21 protein-coding genes are annotated in these 17,241 nt (G+C 48.8%); 4 read left to right on the top strand and 17 right to left on the bottom strand.

Annotation, left to right across the window (positions count from 1 at the left end; all coding sequences use genetic code 11):
• Positions 1 to 37: 37 nt before the first annotated feature.
• From Q4491_RS09315 to Q4491_RS09335, 5 genes are all read right to left on the bottom strand, one after another.
• Positions 38 to 427 (bottom strand): VOC family protein, encoded by a 390-nt coding sequence (locus tag Q4491_RS09315; protein ID WP_303456838.1) that lies wholly within the window; start codon positions 425 to 427, stop codon positions 38 to 40.
• A 15-nt stretch (positions 428 to 442) separates the two neighbouring features.
• Complete coding sequence (locus Q4491_RS09320; RefSeq protein WP_161442600.1) at positions 443 to 1,024, bottom strand: sugar O-acetyltransferase; 582 nt, start codon at positions 1,022 to 1,024, stop codon at positions 443 to 445.
• Between the two features lie 31 nt (positions 1,025 to 1,055).
• Positions 1,056 to 1,565 (bottom strand): GNAT family N-acetyltransferase, encoded by a 510-nt coding sequence (locus tag Q4491_RS09325; RefSeq protein ID WP_303456842.1) that lies wholly within the window; start codon positions 1,563 to 1,565, stop codon positions 1,056 to 1,058.
• A gap of 115 nt (positions 1,566 to 1,680) precedes the next feature.
• Positions 1,681 to 2,412: a type I methionyl aminopeptidase gene (map, locus tag Q4491_RS09330; RefSeq protein WP_237795752.1), complete on the bottom strand. Its 732-nt coding sequence runs from the start codon at positions 2,410 to 2,412 to the stop codon at positions 1,681 to 1,683.
• A 28-nt stretch (positions 2,413 to 2,440) separates the two neighbouring features.
• A complete protein-coding gene (locus Q4491_RS09335) occupies positions 2,441 to 2,653 on the bottom strand; it encodes a ParD-like family protein (RefSeq protein WP_027251232.1) in 213 nt (70 codons plus the stop codon).
• Positions 2,654 to 2,823: 170 nt separating this feature from the next.
• Here Q4491_RS09335 and Q4491_RS09340 point away from each other — a divergent pair, with 170 nt between their 5' ends.
• The 3 genes from Q4491_RS09340 (at position 2,824) to Q4491_RS09350 (ending at position 5,157) form a co-directional block, all read left to right on the top strand.
• Positions 2,824 to 3,990 carry a glutathionylspermidine synthase family protein gene (locus Q4491_RS09340; protein WP_192017214.1) on the top strand — a complete coding sequence of 389 codons (1,167 nt, stop codon included), beginning with the start codon at positions 2,824 to 2,826 and terminating at the stop codon, positions 3,988 to 3,990.
• Positions 3,991 to 4,416: 426 nt separating this feature from the next.
• Complete coding sequence (locus Q4491_RS09345) at positions 4,417 to 4,884, top strand: hypothetical protein (RefSeq protein ID WP_303456853.1); 468 nt, start codon at positions 4,417 to 4,419, stop codon at positions 4,882 to 4,884.
• A gap of 60 nt (positions 4,885 to 4,944) precedes the next feature.
• Positions 4,945 to 5,157 carry a hypothetical protein gene (locus tag Q4491_RS09350; protein ID WP_237795697.1) on the top strand — a complete coding sequence of 71 codons (213 nt, stop codon included), beginning with the start codon at positions 4,945 to 4,947 and terminating at the stop codon, positions 5,155 to 5,157.
• Between the two features lie 141 nt (positions 5,158 to 5,298).
• Here Q4491_RS09350 and Q4491_RS09355 read toward each other — a convergent pair whose 3' ends face one another.
• The 11 genes from Q4491_RS09355 to rimK form a co-directional block, all read right to left on the bottom strand.
• Positions 5,299 to 5,955, bottom strand: coding sequence for a Qnr family pentapeptide repeat protein (locus Q4491_RS09355; protein WP_218387069.1), 657 nt, complete (start codon positions 5,953 to 5,955; stop codon positions 5,299 to 5,301).
• 280 nt (positions 5,956 to 6,235) lie between these two features.
• Positions 6,236 to 6,529 (bottom strand): antibiotic biosynthesis monooxygenase, encoded by a 294-nt coding sequence (locus Q4491_RS09360; RefSeq protein ID WP_192017217.1) that lies wholly within the window; start codon positions 6,527 to 6,529, stop codon positions 6,236 to 6,238.
• 88 nt (positions 6,530 to 6,617) lie between these two features.
• The gene (locus tag Q4491_RS09365) at positions 6,618 to 8,222 is read right to left on the bottom strand and encodes a mechanosensitive ion channel family protein (protein ID WP_303456857.1); all 1,605 of its coding nucleotides are present in this window, start codon (positions 8,220 to 8,222) and stop codon (positions 6,618 to 6,620) included.
• Positions 8,223 to 8,369: 147 nt separating this feature from the next.
• Positions 8,370 to 8,810: an NUDIX hydrolase gene (locus Q4491_RS09370; RefSeq protein WP_303456862.1), complete on the bottom strand. Its 441-nt coding sequence runs from the start codon at positions 8,808 to 8,810 to the stop codon at positions 8,370 to 8,372.
• A gap of 115 nt (positions 8,811 to 8,925) precedes the next feature.
• Positions 8,926 to 9,258 carry a DUF3332 family protein gene (locus Q4491_RS09375; RefSeq protein ID WP_218387053.1) on the bottom strand — a complete coding sequence of 111 codons (333 nt, stop codon included), beginning with the start codon at positions 9,256 to 9,258 and terminating at the stop codon, positions 8,926 to 8,928.
• A 184-nt stretch (positions 9,259 to 9,442) separates the two neighbouring features.
• A complete protein-coding gene (locus tag Q4491_RS09380) occupies positions 9,443 to 9,838 on the bottom strand; it encodes a DUF2391 family protein (RefSeq protein WP_237795693.1) in 396 nt (131 codons plus the stop codon).
• A gap of 158 nt (positions 9,839 to 9,996) precedes the next feature.
• A complete protein-coding gene (locus tag Q4491_RS09385) occupies positions 9,997 to 11,379 on the bottom strand; it encodes a magnesium transporter (protein ID WP_303456866.1) in 1,383 nt (460 codons plus the stop codon).
• A 17-nt stretch (positions 11,380 to 11,396) separates the two neighbouring features.
• Positions 11,397 to 11,993 (bottom strand): mechanosensitive ion channel family protein, encoded by a 597-nt coding sequence (locus Q4491_RS09390; protein WP_192017223.1) that lies wholly within the window; start codon positions 11,991 to 11,993, stop codon positions 11,397 to 11,399.
• Positions 11,993 to 12,949, bottom strand: a complete 957-nt coding sequence (locus Q4491_RS09395) for a CorA family divalent cation transporter (protein WP_192017224.1) — start codon at positions 12,947 to 12,949, stop codon at positions 11,993 to 11,995. Before Q4491_RS09395 ends, Q4491_RS09390 begins: the two co-directional genes overlap by 1 nt.
• Positions 12,950 to 12,999: 50 nt before the next feature.
• Positions 13,000 to 14,043 (bottom strand): succinylglutamate desuccinylase/aspartoacylase family protein, encoded by a 1,044-nt coding sequence (locus tag Q4491_RS09400; protein ID WP_192017225.1) that lies wholly within the window; start codon positions 14,041 to 14,043, stop codon positions 13,000 to 13,002.
• Positions 14,030 to 14,935 (bottom strand): 30S ribosomal protein S6--L-glutamate ligase, encoded by a 906-nt coding sequence (gene rimK, locus Q4491_RS09405; protein WP_192017226.1) that lies wholly within the window; start codon positions 14,933 to 14,935, stop codon positions 14,030 to 14,032. The genes Q4491_RS09400 and rimK overlap by 14 nt, the downstream gene beginning before the upstream one ends.
• Before the next feature lie 404 nt (positions 14,936 to 15,339).
• Between rimK and Q4491_RS09410 the strand changes: the two genes are divergently transcribed.
• The gene (locus Q4491_RS09410) at positions 15,340 to 16,317 is read left to right on the top strand and encodes a DUF3187 family protein (RefSeq protein WP_192017227.1); all 978 of its coding nucleotides are present in this window, start codon (positions 15,340 to 15,342) and stop codon (positions 16,315 to 16,317) included.
• Here the strand turns inward: Q4491_RS09410 and Q4491_RS09415 are convergent.
• Entirely contained in the window at positions 16,289 to 17,200 is a 912-nt protein-coding gene (locus Q4491_RS09415) for a LysR family transcriptional regulator (RefSeq protein ID WP_303456877.1), read from the bottom strand. The genes Q4491_RS09410 and Q4491_RS09415 overlap by 29 nt on opposite strands.
• Positions 17,201 to 17,241: the final 41 nt, after the last annotated feature.

A 17,241-nucleotide genomic window follows, 5' to 3' on the forward strand; every position in this document is an offset into this window, starting at 1 on the left:
ATTCAGCGGCTTTTTTCATTTTCCGGTTCCATCCGGCTCAAGGCAGGTTAATCTGCCAGGACACCCCAAAACGATCCGTCACCCAGCCGAAACGCTGGCTGAAACCGTAATTATCGGCAGGCATCAGGGCATTACCTCCTTCGGTGAGCGAGGCGTAAACCCGCTCAAACTCGGTTGCCGATTCACAGTCAACAAAGACAGACATCGCAGGCGTAAACGTAAAATGGTGCGAAATGAACGAATCGATAGCGATGAATTCCCGGCCTGCAAGCACAAAACGGGCCTGCCTGACCATGCCTTTCGACTCGCCATCCGGGTAACGCTCAATGTGACGAATTTCAGATCCGGCAAACAGGCTGATATAGAAATTCATCGCCTCTTCGGCATCCCCTTCAAACATCAGATGAGTCAGAATTGCTTGCGGCACAATATTTCTCCCTGATTAGCCACCGGCCATCACAGCTGATGGCTCAGACGGTGTGATCTCTCTGACAACACGGCATGGGTTACCCACTGCAACGCTGTTATCCGGAATATCTCTGGTGACAACACTGCCGGCGCCAATCACACAGTTATGCCCAATACGCACGCCAGGCAAAACGGCCACATTGCCTCCCAGCCAGACATTGTCACCTATCCACACCGGCGCACCGTCTTCCCCATGCAGCCGTTCAACGGGATCGATAGGGTGAGAGGCTGCGGAAATCATGACATTAGGGCCAATAAACGCATTCTCACCGATAGTCACTTTGCAGACATCCAGTATGGTCAGGTTATGGTTCGAATAAAAATTAGCGCCCAGCACAATGTTATAACCATAGTCGCAGTAAAAAGACGGTTCCATATGGGCATCGCCGGAAAATTGTACCCTTTCTGCCAGAATCGCCATTCTGGCTTGCGAATCGCGCGGATCGGCCAGATTAAAACGGTGACACATGACTTTGGCTTCTTGACGGTCATTGACCAGCTCGGCATCTCTGCCACTGTATGCCAGACCCGCGAGCATCTTTTCTTTCTCTGTCATTGATTCAGACACTGTGTACTCCTTTATTTATTCACAGCTCAATGCCATACAGCACAAGCAACCCGCCGTCAGGCAAGGTTTCATGGTTCGTCTCGTAATGGAAACCCAACCTGGTCAGCAAATCAATGCATCTGCGGTTCTCTGAATCGGTTATAGCAACCAAGCGGGTCAAAGAGAGCTCATCGCGAGCAAAGCACAGTGTGCTCCGGGCGGCTTCAAAAGCATATCCCTTTCCCTCAAAACCGGGTAAATAGCCGTACCCTAAATCAATGTCTTCCAGAGAATCACGCTTGATCAGGCCGCAGATGCCAATAGGTGTATCATCGCTTTTCAATGCAACGCGCTGGAGTCCCAGCCCTTTTGTCTGGCACATACTGATAAGCGATGCTTCGAGATAATTCAGCGCATCCTCACGAGTATGGAGCTGTTTATCGCCGACAAAACGTTTAAAGCCCGGGGTGTTATACAGTTCAAAAATGAAATCGACATCTGCCGCCGTTAGCGGCCTGATCGTCAGACGTTCCGTGGTGATTGCTACCATGCTAGTTATTCCGATATTGATGTAACTATGAAGAGTCGGCTATCTGGCAAGGGTTCCAATGCCATCAAACAGCCAGTCAGACGTACTGGGGTCTCTGTTTAGCCGGCATTACCCGTCAGTGCTTTTCTTCTTCTCTCAGCGTCAGTACTTCATAACCGGTTTCTGTCACCAGTATTGTATGCTCCCATTGCGCCGACAGTTTTTTATCTTTCGTCACCACGGTCCAGCCGTCTTTCTTGGTTTTGGTTTTGTATGTGCCTTCATTGATCATGGGTTCAATGGTGAATGTCATGCCCGGCTGCAGTCGCAACCCGCGTCCTTTCAGCCCATGGTGTAGCACCTGGGGTTCTTCATGCATTTCCCGGCCTATGCCGTGGCCGCAATATTCCCGGACCACAGAATAACCATGACTTTCCGCATGTTTTTGAATCGCATAACCGATATCACCCAGTGTCGCCCCTGGCTTCACCTGCGCGATACCCTGCCACATGGCTTCGTAGGTTGCTTTTACCAGCCGGGACGCACGTGGCTGAACTTTACCTATGCAATACATTTTACTGGAATCGGCAATGAAGCCATTTTTCTCCAGTGTGATGTCGAGATTGATAATATCGCCATCTTTCAGCACACGGTTTTCATCCGGCATACCGTGACAGATAACTTCATTGATCGACGCATTCAGGACATACGGATAATCATACTGGCCTTTACTGGCTGGTCGGGCAGACAATGCGTCGGTAATAAAAGCGTCGACCTTATCGTTAATCGCCATGGTCGATACACCGGCAGCCACGAAGTTATCCAGCATCGAAAATACCGAGGCTAACAAACGGCCAGATTCCCGCATCAATTCAATTTCTTGCGCGGTTTTAATATTAATTTTGTTCACTCATTAATTCCTGTACTGATCCCGCGTCACTGAGTAACAGTTTGCGAATCAGTTCGTTATACGTCAGTGTCGGGTTCATTTCGGCCAGCAGACCCATCTTTATCCAAAACTCGGCCTGAGCATTAATGGAACGCGACATCGTGCTGCTGGCTTTGCGGATTTCCTCATGAAGTTCATCCGATATTTTTACAATCCCCATAGGGTGCCCTGAATGATATACATTGAATAAACGAAGTGTATACGAAACGTATATTCTCATCAATGTTATGCGATCATGATCCAAGTCGGACTTTTCATACACAGGGAATCTTTACTTTCTCATCCGTCCCCCATGATAATGTCGGCCTGATTGACCATTCGAGCAGCACTATGATTCAGGTTCCTATTACCCCCCGCCCCAACTGGAAAATGCTGGCAGATGAATTTGGATTTCGTTTTCATACCCTGGAAGGCGAACCGTATTGGGTCGAAGACCGCTACTTTCAGTTCAGTTTGCAGCAGATTGAAAGTGAACTGGAAGCACCTACCGCCGAACTCCATCAAATGAGCCTGGAAGCCGTCGATAAAGTCATCCGCGATGAAGCCTTACTGAAAAAGTTTCAGATCCCGGAAAACATGTGGGATCTGATCGCCAGCTCGTGGAAACAAAAAGCACCCAGTTTGTATGGGCGACTGGATTTTGCCTACGACGGCCGTCACCCGGCAAAACTGCTCGAATTTAACAGCGACACACCAACGTCACTTTACGAAGCCAGCTTTTGGCAATGGTTGTGGCTTGAAGATCAGGTCAATGCCGGCAAACTGCCAAGGCGCGCCGATCAGTACAATTTGATTCAGGAGCTGATGATTCAGCGCATGGCGGCATTAGGCAGCTATCAGCCGGGCCAAACACTGCATTTTGCCTGCTGCCGTGACAGCGTGGAAGACAGAGATACAGTGCAGTATCTTGAAGACTGCGCCAGAGAAGCCGGACTGAAAATCGCGTTTGTGTACGTTGAAGACATAGGTATCAATCAGGACGGTGAGTTTACCGATCTGGACGACAACCCCATTCGCTGGATGTTCAAGCTCTATCCGTGGGAGTTCATGTTCCGGGAAGAGTATGCCGCGTATCTGCACACCGCCAATGTCAACTGGCTGGAACCTATGTGGAAAAGCATCAGTTCAAATAAGGCCATTCTGCCGCTGATGTGGGAAATGTTTCCTCACCACCCGAACCTGTTGCCCGCCTACTTTTCTGATGATCCCAAAGCCGCAAGCCTGACGGATTTTGTGAAAAAACCGATTTTCAGTCGCGAAGGTGCCAACATCAGCGTGCATCGTGCCGGTGAAATACTGCAACATGAGCCGGGGCCGTACGGCGACGAAGGCTATATAGTCCAGCAATATACCCATTTACCCCGTTTTGGTAACAACCATATGCTCATCGGCAGCTGGTTAATCAATGACGAACCCGCCGGACTGACGATCCGGGAAGATACAGGTTACATCACCAAAGATACCTCGATGTTTATTCCTCATATCATTCTGGATTAAAAAAGTTGTCATATTGTACGGCGGTTGAACCCGCCGTTTTGTTCAAACCAGTCACTTCAGACGACAAAACAACCAGGCTTGAAACCACTCCTTCTCGCGACATCTATTCAGACTTGATATTAATCTTGAAAGAGATGAATTTCCTGATCCTTTTCAGGAAGACACATTGCACAATAAACAGACTGAAAGGTTACTTTATCGCAATAACACTGATTTAATATCAACCAATTGAATATATATAGATCAATGGCTTGTGTTAAATAAAATTTGCATAGATACTAGCTCGCTTGAAATGCTTACCAAAATGTTTCGCGCTCTGGTCTGCTTGCACACCATTCAGGAATGGGTCGAAAGGCATAATGCGCCTTATGCCTTCAAGGCTGGTCAGTCGCTCTTTTTAAAATAAAAACGAGTAAGGAAAATATCGTGAAAATAAAGCTGTTATCAGCCCTTTCTTTGGTCACATTAATGGGTTGTGGGGGTTCTTCGACAGAAAACCTGGGAAATGTAAGTGATAGTTTGACAAAAACTGCCGAAGGTTATTCGAAGGAGATTACAGATTGGTTTGATATCGAAATTGGACTTTACCACCCACTTCAAGAGCCGATTCATCAATCAAACATAGAAATGACTTTTGATGTCAATCAAAATGGCCTTTTTGATGATGGAGATATTCGAATTATCGCAGGGAATGCATCTGGTAGTTTTACAGATATCATCAGTTCATGGGCTTATAGCGCTGATTATTTAGTTCAGTTAAACAGCAGCAATACCATGATCACATTCCGCGAAATGAGCGGGGTCATTATTGGTTCATCCAATACAAATTATGTCAGTAAACTCGGTGGTGTGAAAACGCACCAACATTTAGTGAACGATCAATTAACCGAGTAGAAAATCATCTTACGCACGAATAGAAGCCTGTCCGGTTCGTTGCCACAATTAGATCAACTCATGCAGCAACTGAGATTGATTGATGCCAATACACCGATGAATGTGGCACTCACCGATGGTCTGACTGACGCGAGCAGTGACTATGTCCCTGAGCCTGGTATCTTTACTCAGCAACCTATCCTTTCTTTACAGGATAATCAAAACGATTACACCGGCAACAATCAATGGGTTGATATTAAGTCTGTCCATTTTAGTTCGAGCACTGCTGAATAAACCTTATCCCTGAAGTATCAGCACTGCTGGTTTGATGGCTTTTCAATGTGAATTAATAAGTTAATCTTTCCGTCTCCGTGGATTCTTCACGTACGCCGCTAGCCTTGGCTAACGGCGTCGTTTCACAGCTTTAAAAACGCATCAACCCGGCAGAACGACAATACCGAGAGGCTCCAGCAATTGCTCTTGCTGCCAATCGCAGATTTTCACACCCGTTAAATCGACTGTTCGGGGATCGAGACCATCAAGTTCTGAATAGCTAAGATCTGCACCCTGGAAAGAAAATTGTACCCAGCAGTCTTCAGAGAAAACACTTCTGCATAAGTCCGACCCTTTCAAAGATGCCCCCCGTAAGTTCGTCCCATACCATTTATTTTCAAATAGATCGCATTTCTCAAGGCACTGACTTTCAAAATTGGCATAGCTTAAATTACAGCCGGTAATAAAAGCAGAGCAAAAATACATCTGATGACTGATTTGATTCACAAAACTCGCCTGAATAAAATTGGCACCTTTCAAATCACTATCCCGCAATTCAATACCAAAGCAATTTGCACCTTTAAAGTTTGCTAAAGCTAACTGACAGTTTTTAAAACTCGCATCACGCAAATCGCAATAGTCAAAATGACAGCCTTCGATAGCCCCCGGCTCAATAAACTTACAGTTTTCAAAAACTGCATCCCTTAAATTTGCTCGGCTAAAGTCACAACGGTAAAACTGACAGCGTTTGAATACAGCTTCTGATAAATCCTGGCGGGAAAAACTAACCTGATTAAATAGTTCATTCTCTTTATACATCATCGCCTCCACTAATTTGATTCAGAGTCTAGCATTTAGAATGTTTGAGAGTAAGAAAAACAAACCATTAAAAAACAATAATTTAAAACACCCTTATTTTGCCATTTTAAGGCACCAAACCAGCTTGTAGTGAAGCGCAAATCCAACTCATCGACACCGCGGGCAAAGAAAAAAGTTTACCTGCGTAGGAGGGCGCAGGGAGATGATTTTCCCTGGGTAGATGTATCAAACTGTGCTGCAAGAAATCGTTAACAGCACAGATGAATTCAACCTGATAGAATTACTTATTAAAACTGTACTGCCGCTTCACTTCCACAACCTGCACAGTGTAGGAGGCGTACCACTTTTCACGGCCAAATTGCTGGGCCAGTGAATGCTGGCTGTCTTTGTGCCAGTTTTGGATATCCTCTTCGGCGTTCCAGTAGGAAATCGCAATTTCCTGATCCCCTTCTGTCACAGCGATAAAGTCCAGGCACCCATATTTTTCAAATGCCAGATCCCGCATCACTTTGACCATCTCGGTATACTGGCTGTCCTGCTCACCTGTTGTCGCCTTGAAAATCACTGCAAACATTTATCTCTCCTTTGCTTTTCATCTGAACATTCGTGTCCGAACCTTCTGAGGTGCCGATACGGGCCACAGCCCGGAAGTCGGTATATCATTACGACAGAAGCTGGGCATCAAAAGTAGCTGGTACGATTCTGGAGCCCTGCTTTTCGACGATTTCCATAATGCCTAAATGGATTTCCTGGGCGGCCACCTGATAAACCGGCAGGCTTTTGGTGCCAATATACGCAAATACATTGATTTCTAATCCGTGCGCACCAAAACCTCGAAACGTCACACGCAGGGGCTTTTTATCGACTTTTTCATGATTTTCCAGCAGCAGTTTTATTTCATCAATAATCTGCTTTAATTGCGTGGTCGATGTGCTGTAATCCAGACGAATATCCGATTTAAACCGGATCTTTTCCCGCATCGAAATATTTTCAATTTCCATTTCCGATAGCTTGGCATTCGGCACATGGATAACGGTTCTGTCTATGGTTCTGATGCGGGTACAACGCAGGCCAATTTCTTCTACCGTGCCCCGGATCCCACCGAAATTGCACAAATTACCCACTTTTACCGGTGCCGCAGAATAGAGCATCATGGTACCAATGAAGTTTTCCAGTGTTTGTTTGGAAGCCAAAGCCAGGGCAACACCACCCACGCCCATTCCGGCCAGCAAGGCTGTCGCATTGAAACCCTGGTATTCCATCCAGGACAACACAGCAAAGATCAGCAAAATGATACGGATAAATGTCAGGAAGGGACGAACCATGGCCGCCCCTTGTTTATTGCCGTTGTTAATTAAACGCTCACGAAGAATGTACTGAAAAAGCCCAATCGCAGACCAGCCAAGCCACAGGCTGGCACCCAACAGAAGATACCCATTATTGAGCAAGGCTCTGGCATTGGCCGTCAGTGTCGCATTCGACAGCAACAGATGATCCAGACCCAGTGCGGTAAAAAACAGCAAAGGCTTGGCGATTAAACCTGCCAAATCGTCTTTCATCTTGATGTCTGTTTTCCGGACCAACCAGGCTGTAATCAGACAGACTGGCGTCACGATCGCAAATGAGGCTAACAAACAGGTAAAAAGAAACGTCATTTCCCAGAGGCTGAGTTTGAACAGATAGCCGTCCGGCACATTCTGGATGAACCATTCTGTCAGCGGGCTGTAGCCCAGTTCTTCATACAAACTCGGGACCAGTGCGACTGTGGCATTGGAGATCTTCCAGATTTTGCCCAGCTTTTTGCTTGGAACTTGCTGCAACAGGAGTGACACTTCCGTGTTTTTAACATTAATATTGCCGAACGACTCCCGATAGTCAGGCAACAGATCATCCAGATCCCCTGCCGGGGTATCATCAATGTCCTGAAGATTAATCCACAGATTCCGCTCAATGATGGCATGCAGTTTTCTGGCGTAGTCTTCTCCATTTCTGGCGCTCATTCCTTTAGGCATGTAACGCAAGTCCAGGTATTTCGCCGCTTTCGTGTAGTCCTGCTCGTAAATCGCTTCCAGAAAACCTTTCAGCGCACCTCTGGGAGTATCGCGGTTCAGGGAATCTTTGTAATCATAGGCCGCATTCACCGCTTGCCCTGCTGCTGTGGTTGCCGGGTCTGCCGGATTGCCCAGCAGTATATTGGGGGCCGCTGTTGCAATGAGCGACACAAAAAAGCAGCAAAGCAGAAAGGTTCTGAACAAGGTTTGCATCATCTGATGTCCGTCTGAATATCCAAAGCTGATGCGATTTTATAAGCGACTGCTTTCAGAGGCCAGACATTGTTATGCACTAACTGCACTGACTCTCAAAGGCACAGAATACAAGTGAGTTCGCCGCATCACCATCACGCTGGCTGGGTACTATTCTGACAACGTCTGCTGAGCCTTCAGCGCCACATCGGCCACTTTTTCGATGAGATCCGACTGGTTGCTGACAATGTCGGCCACTGACATCCAGCAACAGTCACTGGCGTCATCACCCGGCTGCAGCTCTCCTGCCACATAGCGGCAAAGTACAGGCACCAGAATAAAGTGATGGTGACAGTTGTCACCATCGAATTCATTGACTTCAACCACTTCCAATAGTTGTTCTGCTACCGCTAACACACTGGTTTCTTCTTTCAATTCCCGCACAGCCGCATCACGCAGGGTTTCACCCGGCCAGACGGAGCCGCCGGGAAAGCCCCAGCCATCTTTCTGCGGTTCATTTTTGCGTTGAACCAGAATGAGTTGATCGTCTTTGTAGGTGACAGCGAGAACCGCCACTTTAGGTGATGAAAACGTGCTGTGCGGATGGGGCATACCGGGCTTCCGAATTCTGTTTCAGGAAGCCCATGATATCGCATGTTTTACGCAGAAAGTACCTGCCGGGCCATAGCCGTTAGCGCAGAGCGGCAGGTTAAGGAGTACGAATCATTCAGTTCAGAGGCTTGATGGGCGCCGTTTTAAGATCGTCATCAAGCTGATCATTAATCTTGATGTAATCTTCACCTTTAACGTCATAGATAGACTGTTTCTGAGTTACCGCATTTTCGCCGGTCCAGAACTCGATAGGGTTTAGCACCATGTAATCTGCCACTGTGGTCACAGCATAAACCGGCGCCATCGCAATGGTCAGACCGCCACGTGCATAACGGTTATCCACCACATCCATATTGAATTTCATGGTTGCATTGGTTGCTGCCATCTGGCCCGCACACCCCGTTAATAAAGTCACCAGAGAGACCGCTACAAAAGCCATTTTTTTCATTGTTCAATACCCGTAAATAAAACAGGGTTTAATTGTAATCATACCCTTCTCGATTTAAACCAGCAGCTTGTTAAATCTGATACTAATTCAGGATACATTCAGGTAAAAAACATCGTTCAATTACATTAGCAAATAATTGCCATAATCAGATTTGGCCGGCTGAATGTATGTTGAGAGAGTGCCTTTATTCTTTATCGAAACTGTCCACAATAATCGCTCCCATAGAAGCGGGCATGGCAATGATCAATGCACGTTTAACAGCAACGACCCAATTATCGATGAGTGGGAACTGGTTAAGCGAAAACAGGATCAGGCAAACCACCAGATAAGTGATCAGATAGGCCCCAAGTACCCTGACCAGAAAAACAGGCACGCGTTTACGGATATTCTGACCAAACATGGACTGGTAAGCGTATAGCCCCATAAAAACCAAGGTGAGCACAACAAGGACAGACAAATTCAGCAGTGGAAGAGATTCACTCAGTTGCCAGGCTTCTTCAGAAAAGGAAATGGGGACGCCCAGGGCAAAGGCGCCGATCACAATCTGGCCCAAATCTTCAGCGTTGAATTTCCAGTCCATTGACCACTCCGGTTCTGTTTATTTTGCTTTTGACTATCCCTCCCCCTTTTCAAGGGGGAGGTTAGGAGGGGGTTACAAGGCATAATCATCAAACCCGTGCCCGCTTCACGAACCCCACCCTGACCCTCCCCTTGCCAAGGGGAGGGAATCTTCGTGGTTCAGCCCAGCAAAAACAGGCTGCCAAGACCGAGAAAGGTAAAAAAGCCCACCACATCTGTGACTGTAGTGAGTATGACAGACCCGGACAGGGCAGGATCAATCTCGTATTTATCCAGGATCACCGGAATAACAACACCGGCAATTGCTGCAACCACAATATTAATGGTGATAGCAGCGGCTATCACTCCACCAATCCCCACACTGCTGAACCAGACAGCCGCCACAATGGCGATAACGACCGCCCAGAGCACGCCGTTCAGGCAGGCGACCAGCAACTCTTTTTTGGCCAGCGACCACACGTTACCAAAAGTGATTTGCCCCATCGCCAGACCGCGGATAATCAGGGTTAAGGTCTGGCTGCCGGCAATGCCCCCCATTGACGCCACCACAGGCATCAGGACCGCCAGTGCCACCACCTGGCTGAGCGTGGCTTCGAACAACCCGATAGTCCAGGACGCCAGAAATGCAGTAAGCAGGTTAATGCCCAGCCACAAAGCACGACGTTTTGCACTGAGCCAGACGGGGGCAAACAGGTCGGTGTCTTCATTCAGACCCGCCCGTGCCATCAGTCTGGCTTCATAGGTTTCCCGGGTAATCTCCATCGCCAGCCGGAGCGTAGCGCGCCCGACAAAGCGGCCGGATTCATCTACCACCGCCATCGCCGCCTGGTCCGAGTGTTCAAGACGTTCTGAAGCATCATAAACGTCCATTTCCGCTTTCAGGGGAGAGGCAATATCATCTTCCAGGCTGTCCACTCTGGCCTGGCCATCGGCCGCCAGCAGGACAGGTAATGACACCTCGCCTTTATACAACCCTTTTTTGTCAACAACATAAACGCGATCCAGCATAGGATGATCGGCACGTCGCACCGCACGCAAGGCTTCGAAAACACGGGTATTCGGCGTTAACATCACCAGGCTGTGATCCACATAGCGGCCAATCTGTTCTTCGTCATACTGCTGGCTCTGTTCATACCAGGACTTCTGATCCTGGCTCATCTTCGCCAGCGCAAAATCCACCAGCTTATCTGACAGACTCTGCGACAGTTCGATCAGATCTTCAGCATCCAGCCCGTGCAGCATAGCCCGCAAATCCGGCATGCTGAGATTGTCGATCAGCACACCCCGCGCATCGGATCGCATGGCAACCAGGACTTCTACCCGCTCTTCCGGCGCAACGGTCTGCCAGAGAGCCAGACGCTCATCAAGAGGCAAAGATTCCAGCAATAAACCCAGCTCAGACGTTTCCAGCACTTCCGAGGCTTCTGAGAATACCCTTTCCTGCTCTTCGTCATGAACCCGGTTAAGATCTTCAACCCACTGACTAAGTTCCTGTTGTGGCAGAAGATCTTTCACCGCTGCTTTGTCTTGTTCTTCATTCATAGTTTTTCTTACATTGGTTACTGCTGCATTGGCTGCTGCGTGCTTGCCTGTGGTGTATCAACTGCCTCAGGCTGCTCATTGTCCGGCTTAGGGTTTACCACCAGCTGAGTCAGCTTAATCACTGGTTTTTGCAAAATGATGTTATTGGGATAAGTGACCAGGCTGCCATCTGTGCGCTCAATAATCACATGAAACATGGTGATATCATTGATCACCCCACTGATATCATCGTCTTTATCCACTACTTTGACCCGATCGCCAATACGGTACGGAAACACAAAAAAGATCAACACACTCGCCGTCACGTTGCTCAGCATGGACCATTGCGCGAACAGGGCGACACCCAGCACGGCAAAGGCCGAAGAGAAAAACAGTGAAATGTCACTGTATCCCAGCCCCAGGCTGATCACCGCCACACTGAACAACACGAAAAACACCACGGACGATAAAACACGAGAGATAAACCGCACTCTGGCTTCACTCACCATCTTGGTCTTACCCAGCCTGGTCAGCCACAAGTTGATGACACGTTTTGCAATCGCGTAAACAATCAGAAAAGCCAGAATAATAAACAGGTTATAAGCCAACCGACTTTGTAGAACGGCTTCTATCATTAAATAAATTTCATCCTTCTGAACAAAATAATCTCAAACACGGTAACCACTATTAAAGCGATACAAAACAGCCAGAATGCCGTGGATGAATCCACACCAGGCATGCCGCCAATATTAACGCCCAGCAAGCCGGTAAGAAAACTGATAGGCAGGAAAATAATAGAGATCATCGAAATAAGATACGTGTTTCGGTTTACCTTCTCAGACTGCATCTGGCCCAGGTGCTGATTGATGACCTGGATCTGGTCGATATAAAAGTTAATCGACTCGTTAATCCGTACCACAAGATCACGGCAGTTCAGCAAGGGCATACGCAACGATTCCAAACTCGCCATTTCCGAATGCAGCAAATCATCCAGTGCATAGCGCTGGGGAGTCAGAAAGCGGCGAATTTTCAGCAAGCGTTTGTTCAGGTGAGCCAGTGACTGGCTATCAGCTTCATCCTGATGCTCTGCGTAATATTCAATATCTTCTTCAATCGGGTCGAGAAAGGTTTCAATATTCCGGTTCAGTTTATCAACAATGGTTGCCAGCATGGCCAACAAGCTCGGCGGACTGTTGCCTTCTTCACACTGACGCCGCGCCTCAGCAATTGCCCGTGACGGGTATTTACGGGTAGAGATCAGGCAACCTTTAAAATAGAGAAACCGGATACTTAGCATGTCGTCCGGGTTATTCCCTTCATTCAGATTAATGCCTCGCAGTATCAGAAGGAAAGTCTCCTCCCCCAACAGCTCGAAGCGCGGACGTGTATCATCCGCCAGTAAAGCTGAAGTCAGTGACGGTGGCACGCCCACTTTGGACAACCAGTGCTTCAGCCCGGTGGCATCACGCTGGCAGTGATACCAGCAGTCTTTCTCCAGCGTCTCGCAATCTTCAAGCGTCAGTTGACGCGGTGTATCCCCTAACTGCCAACCATCAATAAACCAATCTGTAGCGGTTTCCGAATTGACCATAAGGTGCGCCTCCCGTGCGCAAAAATAAGAGTGGTTAGCTCAACATCCCATCAGGTGATATCAACTTCATCGCTGACTTCATCAAGAAACGATTCAATTTGTTGCTCGACTTCTGAACTTGCCCCTTTATTGAAATAAGCAAGGTGAAAAACCGCGTCCCCTTCATTGACCAACGGCAGCATTTGCTGGCCGATAACGATGCCGTCTCTGGGTGCAGCCATAGTGTCTTCACCATGGCCGAGCGGGGCACTGATATAGGCAAGCACCTGCCCTTTGGTTACCCGCTCACCGAGTGCCACCACACAGCGCACTATTCCGTTCTGCTCAGCCCTCACCCAGCTGCTGGAGCGGGCGATAAAAGGCGACGCCTGCTCTTTTTTCCGGCTTACCCGGCGTATCATTCCCAGCATCCGCATGACACTCACTATCCCTTTCACCGCCGCAGCAATCACAAGCGGCTCAAACCGCAACGCTTCCCCGCCTTCGTAGGTGATAACCGGGATACCTGCCGCATCCGCTACCGCCCGTAGTGAGCCATCACGAATAGCGGCATCCAGAATCACAGGGGTGCCGAAAGCATGCGCCATTTCGGCACTTGCTTCATCGTCAAGATTTGCCCGCACCTGGGGCAGATTCCCTCTGTGAATCGCCCCTGTATGCAAGTCAATAATATGCGTACACTTTTTAACGACGTGTTCACTGAACTGGTAGGCCATACGGGCGGCCGTTGATCCACGTTCAGAGCCGGGAAAACACCGGTTGAGATCGCGTCGGTCAGGTAAATAGCGTGATTTATGAATAAATCCGAACACATTAACAACGGGAACAGCCACTAAAGTACCGTGCAATTTCAACGGATCCACTTTATTCAGCAGTTGCCTGACCGCTTCCACACCATTGAGCTCATCACCATGAATAGCAGCGCTGACCAGCAATACGGGCCCCTGATAGCGCCCGTTCACCACATGAACCGGAATGTGCAGAGGTGAATGGGTATATAGCTGAGCAGCTTCTAAATCTATGGTGGCTGATTGTCCTGGCGGCACTTCGGTGCCAATAAATTCGATGACTTTGTTTAATCTAGCCTTTGCCACTGGTGCGCGTCCTCTGCGGTTTTGCGGTTGATTCTATGTATTTGATTATCATACCCGCGATATCCTTACCAGTCGCTTGTTCAATCCCTTCCAAACCTGGGGAGGAGTTCACTTCCATCACCAGCGGCCCGCGCTGAGAACGCAGCAAATCCACACCGGCTACGCGCAGCCCCATCACCTTAGCGGCAAGCACTGCCGTCTTACGTTCTTCCGGAGTAATCCTGATCAATGACGCCGAACCGCCCCGGTGTAAATTCGATCTGAACTCCCCTTCAGCGCCCTGGCGCTTCATCGCGGCGATCACTTTATCGCCGATCACGAAACAGCGGATATCCGCGCCGCCGGCTTCTTTGATGTATTCCTGCACCATAATGTTCGCTTTCAGGCCCAGAAAAGCTTCAATCACACTTTCTGCCGCCTTGCGGGTTTCGGCCAGTACCACACCTATCCCTTGCGTCCCTTCCAGCAGTTTGATCACCACAGGTGCGCCGCCCACCATTTCAAGCAAATCGCCAATGTCGTCCGGTTTACTGGCAAAGCCGGTTATAGGCATCCCGACCCCTTTGCGCGACAGCAATTGCAGTGAACGTAATTTATCCCGGGAGCGGGTAATCGCCACAGATTCATTGACCGGAAAAACGCCCATCATTTCAAACTGGCGCAATACCGCACAGCCATAGAAAGTGACCGAGGCGCCGATGCGCGGAATAATCGCATCCAAACCAGATAAATCCTGACCTTTGGAATGGATGGAAGGCTGGTCGGAATTGATGTTCATGTAGCAGCGTAACGCATCGATAACCTGTGCCTCGTGCCCACGCTCACGGCAGGCTTCAATCAGACGACGGGTTGAGTACAGCTTTGAATTACGGGAAAGGATACCAATTTTCATTGTCACTCCAAAAAATGCATAAACAGGTATTGCACGTCAGAATGGAACAACCGGGACAACAACTTAGAGTGCCAACCGGTACACTAGCATGCTGCTCAAAAACTCGAAAAACACTCATGACTGAGTGCCTGCTTCTATAGTCTCAGTGTAGTCAATCAGATAGCGTTCAGCGTTCTCCGCCTGAGGGTTGCAATTGTGAGGCAAATTGCACACAAGACTTAACTTATACTGCTCTTATCGCAAGTAAATTTAATCCTGACTTTATCTGATGACTGTATCTATCTCATGACTAAATTTATCCCATGACTATAGTGACAGATTGGTTATATTGCACAACAGCTTAGCGGTATACGATAGCAATCAGGCACGATAAAAAACGGATTATCCGGCACCCGGAGAAATGAATGATATGCTTTCAGTATCCGGCAGTAACAGGCACTCTCGTCATTGGCTTGTCTATTTGGCACACAGCCTTCGCAGCGCCGCCAAGTCCGCAGGATTTCGGGCCGCTGAAAACCTATGCCCAATCGCCCCTCCAGTCCAACAGCCTGAGCCCGCAGCTCAGGAGCGGCTTTGCGTTACCCGAAGAGTCACTGGAATTTTACGCCACGGCGGCCACGGCCAGTATCTGGGCAGAAACCCCTGAGTACCGGGCCGACTACTATCAGTCGACGTTCAGCACCGGATTAATGTGGCAAGTCACAGCCGGCTGGCAACTGGAGCTGGACGCCAGCTGGCGAATTGCTCTGGACAGCCACTTAGATAACCTGACGTTTGGTTTTCATAACCTGTTCGGCATAAGCCTGAACGGCCGTGAGGATGTGCCCAGGCACAGCTTTGATATTTCTATCCCTGAATACGGGGTAGAGTATTCAGATTTCAAAGGCGAAACGCTGACACGAACACTGACCCTGTACAGCGGCTGGCAGATACTGGATCGCCCAAGGGAAGCGCTGTCTATCGGCGCCTCCCTGTATTACAACTATGTAGACTCCGGCCCGTTCCATAACCATAACCTGGAGCAGGCCTTACAGCTTAACTACAGCTATCACCTGGACCGCCATCGCTTTCACGCCATGTTTGGCGGAGTTTATCGCCATAATCCGGCGGCACTTATTCCTTATAACACGCTGACCTATGCTGCAGCTGCAGGCTGGCAGTATCAGTTCAATGGCCCTCACAGAGTGTTGCTGGAATACCATTTTTACGAAGGTGTGTCAGAAGCCACCTCGGCCCTGTCACAAGCCTCAAACGAGATTCTGGCAGGATACCGCTACCATTTTCCCACCAGCGTGCTGGAGCTGGTCCTCACTGAAAATGTATTCAATATGGATAACAGCCCGGATGTGGCGATTACTCTTGGCTATCGGCAACGCTGGTGATCACCTCAAAGCGCTCAAGCAAGTAATCAATAAACAGACGAAGCCGGTTCGGTATCAAATCCCGCTGCGGGTAAACAAAGCTGATCGGCACAACCGGCGACACCCAGCCTGGCAGTATCTGTATCAGTTCACCACGGTCAATGTGTTCCCGACAGATAAACTCCGGCAACAAGGCAATACCCAGTCCGTCCAGGCAGGCAGACATTGCCGAGGTGATAGTGTTTACCCTGAAACGGTACGGCAGTTCAATCTGTACCTGATGTCCGTCTTTTTCCAGCGCCCAATTCGGTATCTTCACGGCATTATAGATTTTGATCTGATGGTGAGGCGCAGCCAAATCCGCCGGCGACTCAATGTTTCCGTTCAACGCGAGATAGTCAGGGCTGGCAACCAGGATCCGCCGCGACGAATGAAACGGTCTTGCCACCATACCGGAATCGTTAATGTCGCCCACCTGCACATACAGATCGACCCCTTCAGCAATCAGATCAACTTCCCGGTTGCTTAACTCAAGGTGCAGGCTGACATGCGGGTACTGTTTCAAAAATGCGTTGATACTCTTACCGAACACTTTCTGCCCGACCTCGACTGGCATCACCACATTCAGCCTGCCTCTGATCAAATCCTGATTTGCCGTGACTTCAAGCTCAGCCTGGTTCGCAATTTCAACCACCTGACGGCACGACTGATAAAACGCTTCCCCTTCATGGGTCAGCACCAGATTGCGGGTGCTGCGGGTCAGCAGGCGTACCGCCAAATCTTTCTCCAGATCCGCAATTTTCCTGCTGATCGTCGACTTAGTCATATCCATTGCCTCAGCGGCCTGCGTAAAACTCCCGCACTCAACCACCTGAGCGAACATCACCATTGCATTTAAATCCATTCCACCATCCATTCATCAGAAAGCAACCTGCACGAAAACCA

The sequence above is a fragment of the Photobacterium sp. 2_MG-2023 genome (assembly GCF_030547675.1).
In the GTDB taxonomy this organism is placed as follows: Bacteria; Pseudomonadota; Gammaproteobacteria; order Enterobacterales; family Vibrionaceae; genus Photobacterium; species Photobacterium arenosum.

Coding starts and splice junctions, on each gene's coding strand:
- Q4491_RS09395 (WP_192017224.1), bottom strand. CDS start 12,949: ATGGTCAATTCGGAAACCGCTACAGATTGGTTTATTGATGGTTGGCAG.
- Q4491_RS09375 (WP_218387053.1), bottom strand. CDS start 9,258: ATGAAAAAAATGGCTTTTGTAGCGGTCTCTCTGGTGACTTTATTAACG.
- Q4491_RS09415 (WP_303456877.1), bottom strand. CDS start 17,200: ATGGATTTAAATGCAATGGTGATGTTCGCTCAGGTGGTTGAGTGCGGG.
- Q4491_RS09335 (WP_027251232.1), bottom strand. CDS start 2,653: ATGGGGATTGTAAAAATATCGGATGAACTTCATGAGGAAATCCGCAAA.
- Q4491_RS09325 (WP_303456842.1), bottom strand. CDS start 1,565: ATGGTAGCAATCACCACGGAACGTCTGACGATCAGGCCGCTAACGGCG.
- Q4491_RS09410 (WP_192017227.1), top strand. CDS start 15,340: ATGATATGCTTTCAGTATCCGGCAGTAACAGGCACTCTCGTCATTGGC.
- Q4491_RS09370 (WP_303456862.1), bottom strand. CDS start 8,810: ATGCCCCATCCGCACAGCACGTTTTCATCACCTAAAGTGGCGGTTCTC.
- Q4491_RS09340 (WP_192017214.1), top strand. CDS start 2,824: ATGATTCAGGTTCCTATTACCCCCCGCCCCAACTGGAAAATGCTGGCA.
- rimK (WP_192017226.1), bottom strand. CDS start 14,935: ATGAAAATTGGTATCCTTTCCCGTAATTCAAAGCTGTACTCAACCCGT.
- Q4491_RS09360 (WP_192017217.1), bottom strand. CDS start 6,529: ATGTTTGCAGTGATTTTCAAGGCGACAACAGGTGAGCAGGACAGCCAG.
- Q4491_RS09380 (WP_237795693.1), bottom strand. CDS start 9,838: ATGGACTGGAAATTCAACGCTGAAGATTTGGGCCAGATTGTGATCGGC.
- Q4491_RS09385 (WP_303456866.1), bottom strand. CDS start 11,379: ATGAATGAAGAACAAGACAAAGCAGCGGTGAAAGATCTTCTGCCACAA.
- Q4491_RS09320 (WP_161442600.1), bottom strand. CDS start 1,024: ATGACAGAGAAAGAAAAGATGCTCGCGGGTCTGGCATACAGTGGCAGA.
- Q4491_RS09350 (WP_237795697.1), top strand. CDS start 4,945: ATGCAGCAACTGAGATTGATTGATGCCAATACACCGATGAATGTGGCA.
- map (WP_237795752.1), bottom strand. CDS start 2,412: ATGCGGGAATCTGGCCGTTTGTTAGCCTCGGTATTTTCGATGCTGGAT.
- Q4491_RS09365 (WP_303456857.1), bottom strand. CDS start 8,222: ATGATGCAAACCTTGTTCAGAACCTTTCTGCTTTGCTGCTTTTTTGTG.
- Q4491_RS09390 (WP_192017223.1), bottom strand. CDS start 11,993: ATGATAGAAGCCGTTCTACAAAGTCGGTTGGCTTATAACCTGTTTATT.
- Q4491_RS09355 (WP_218387069.1), bottom strand. CDS start 5,955: ATGTATAAAGAGAATGAACTATTTAATCAGGTTAGTTTTTCCCGCCAG.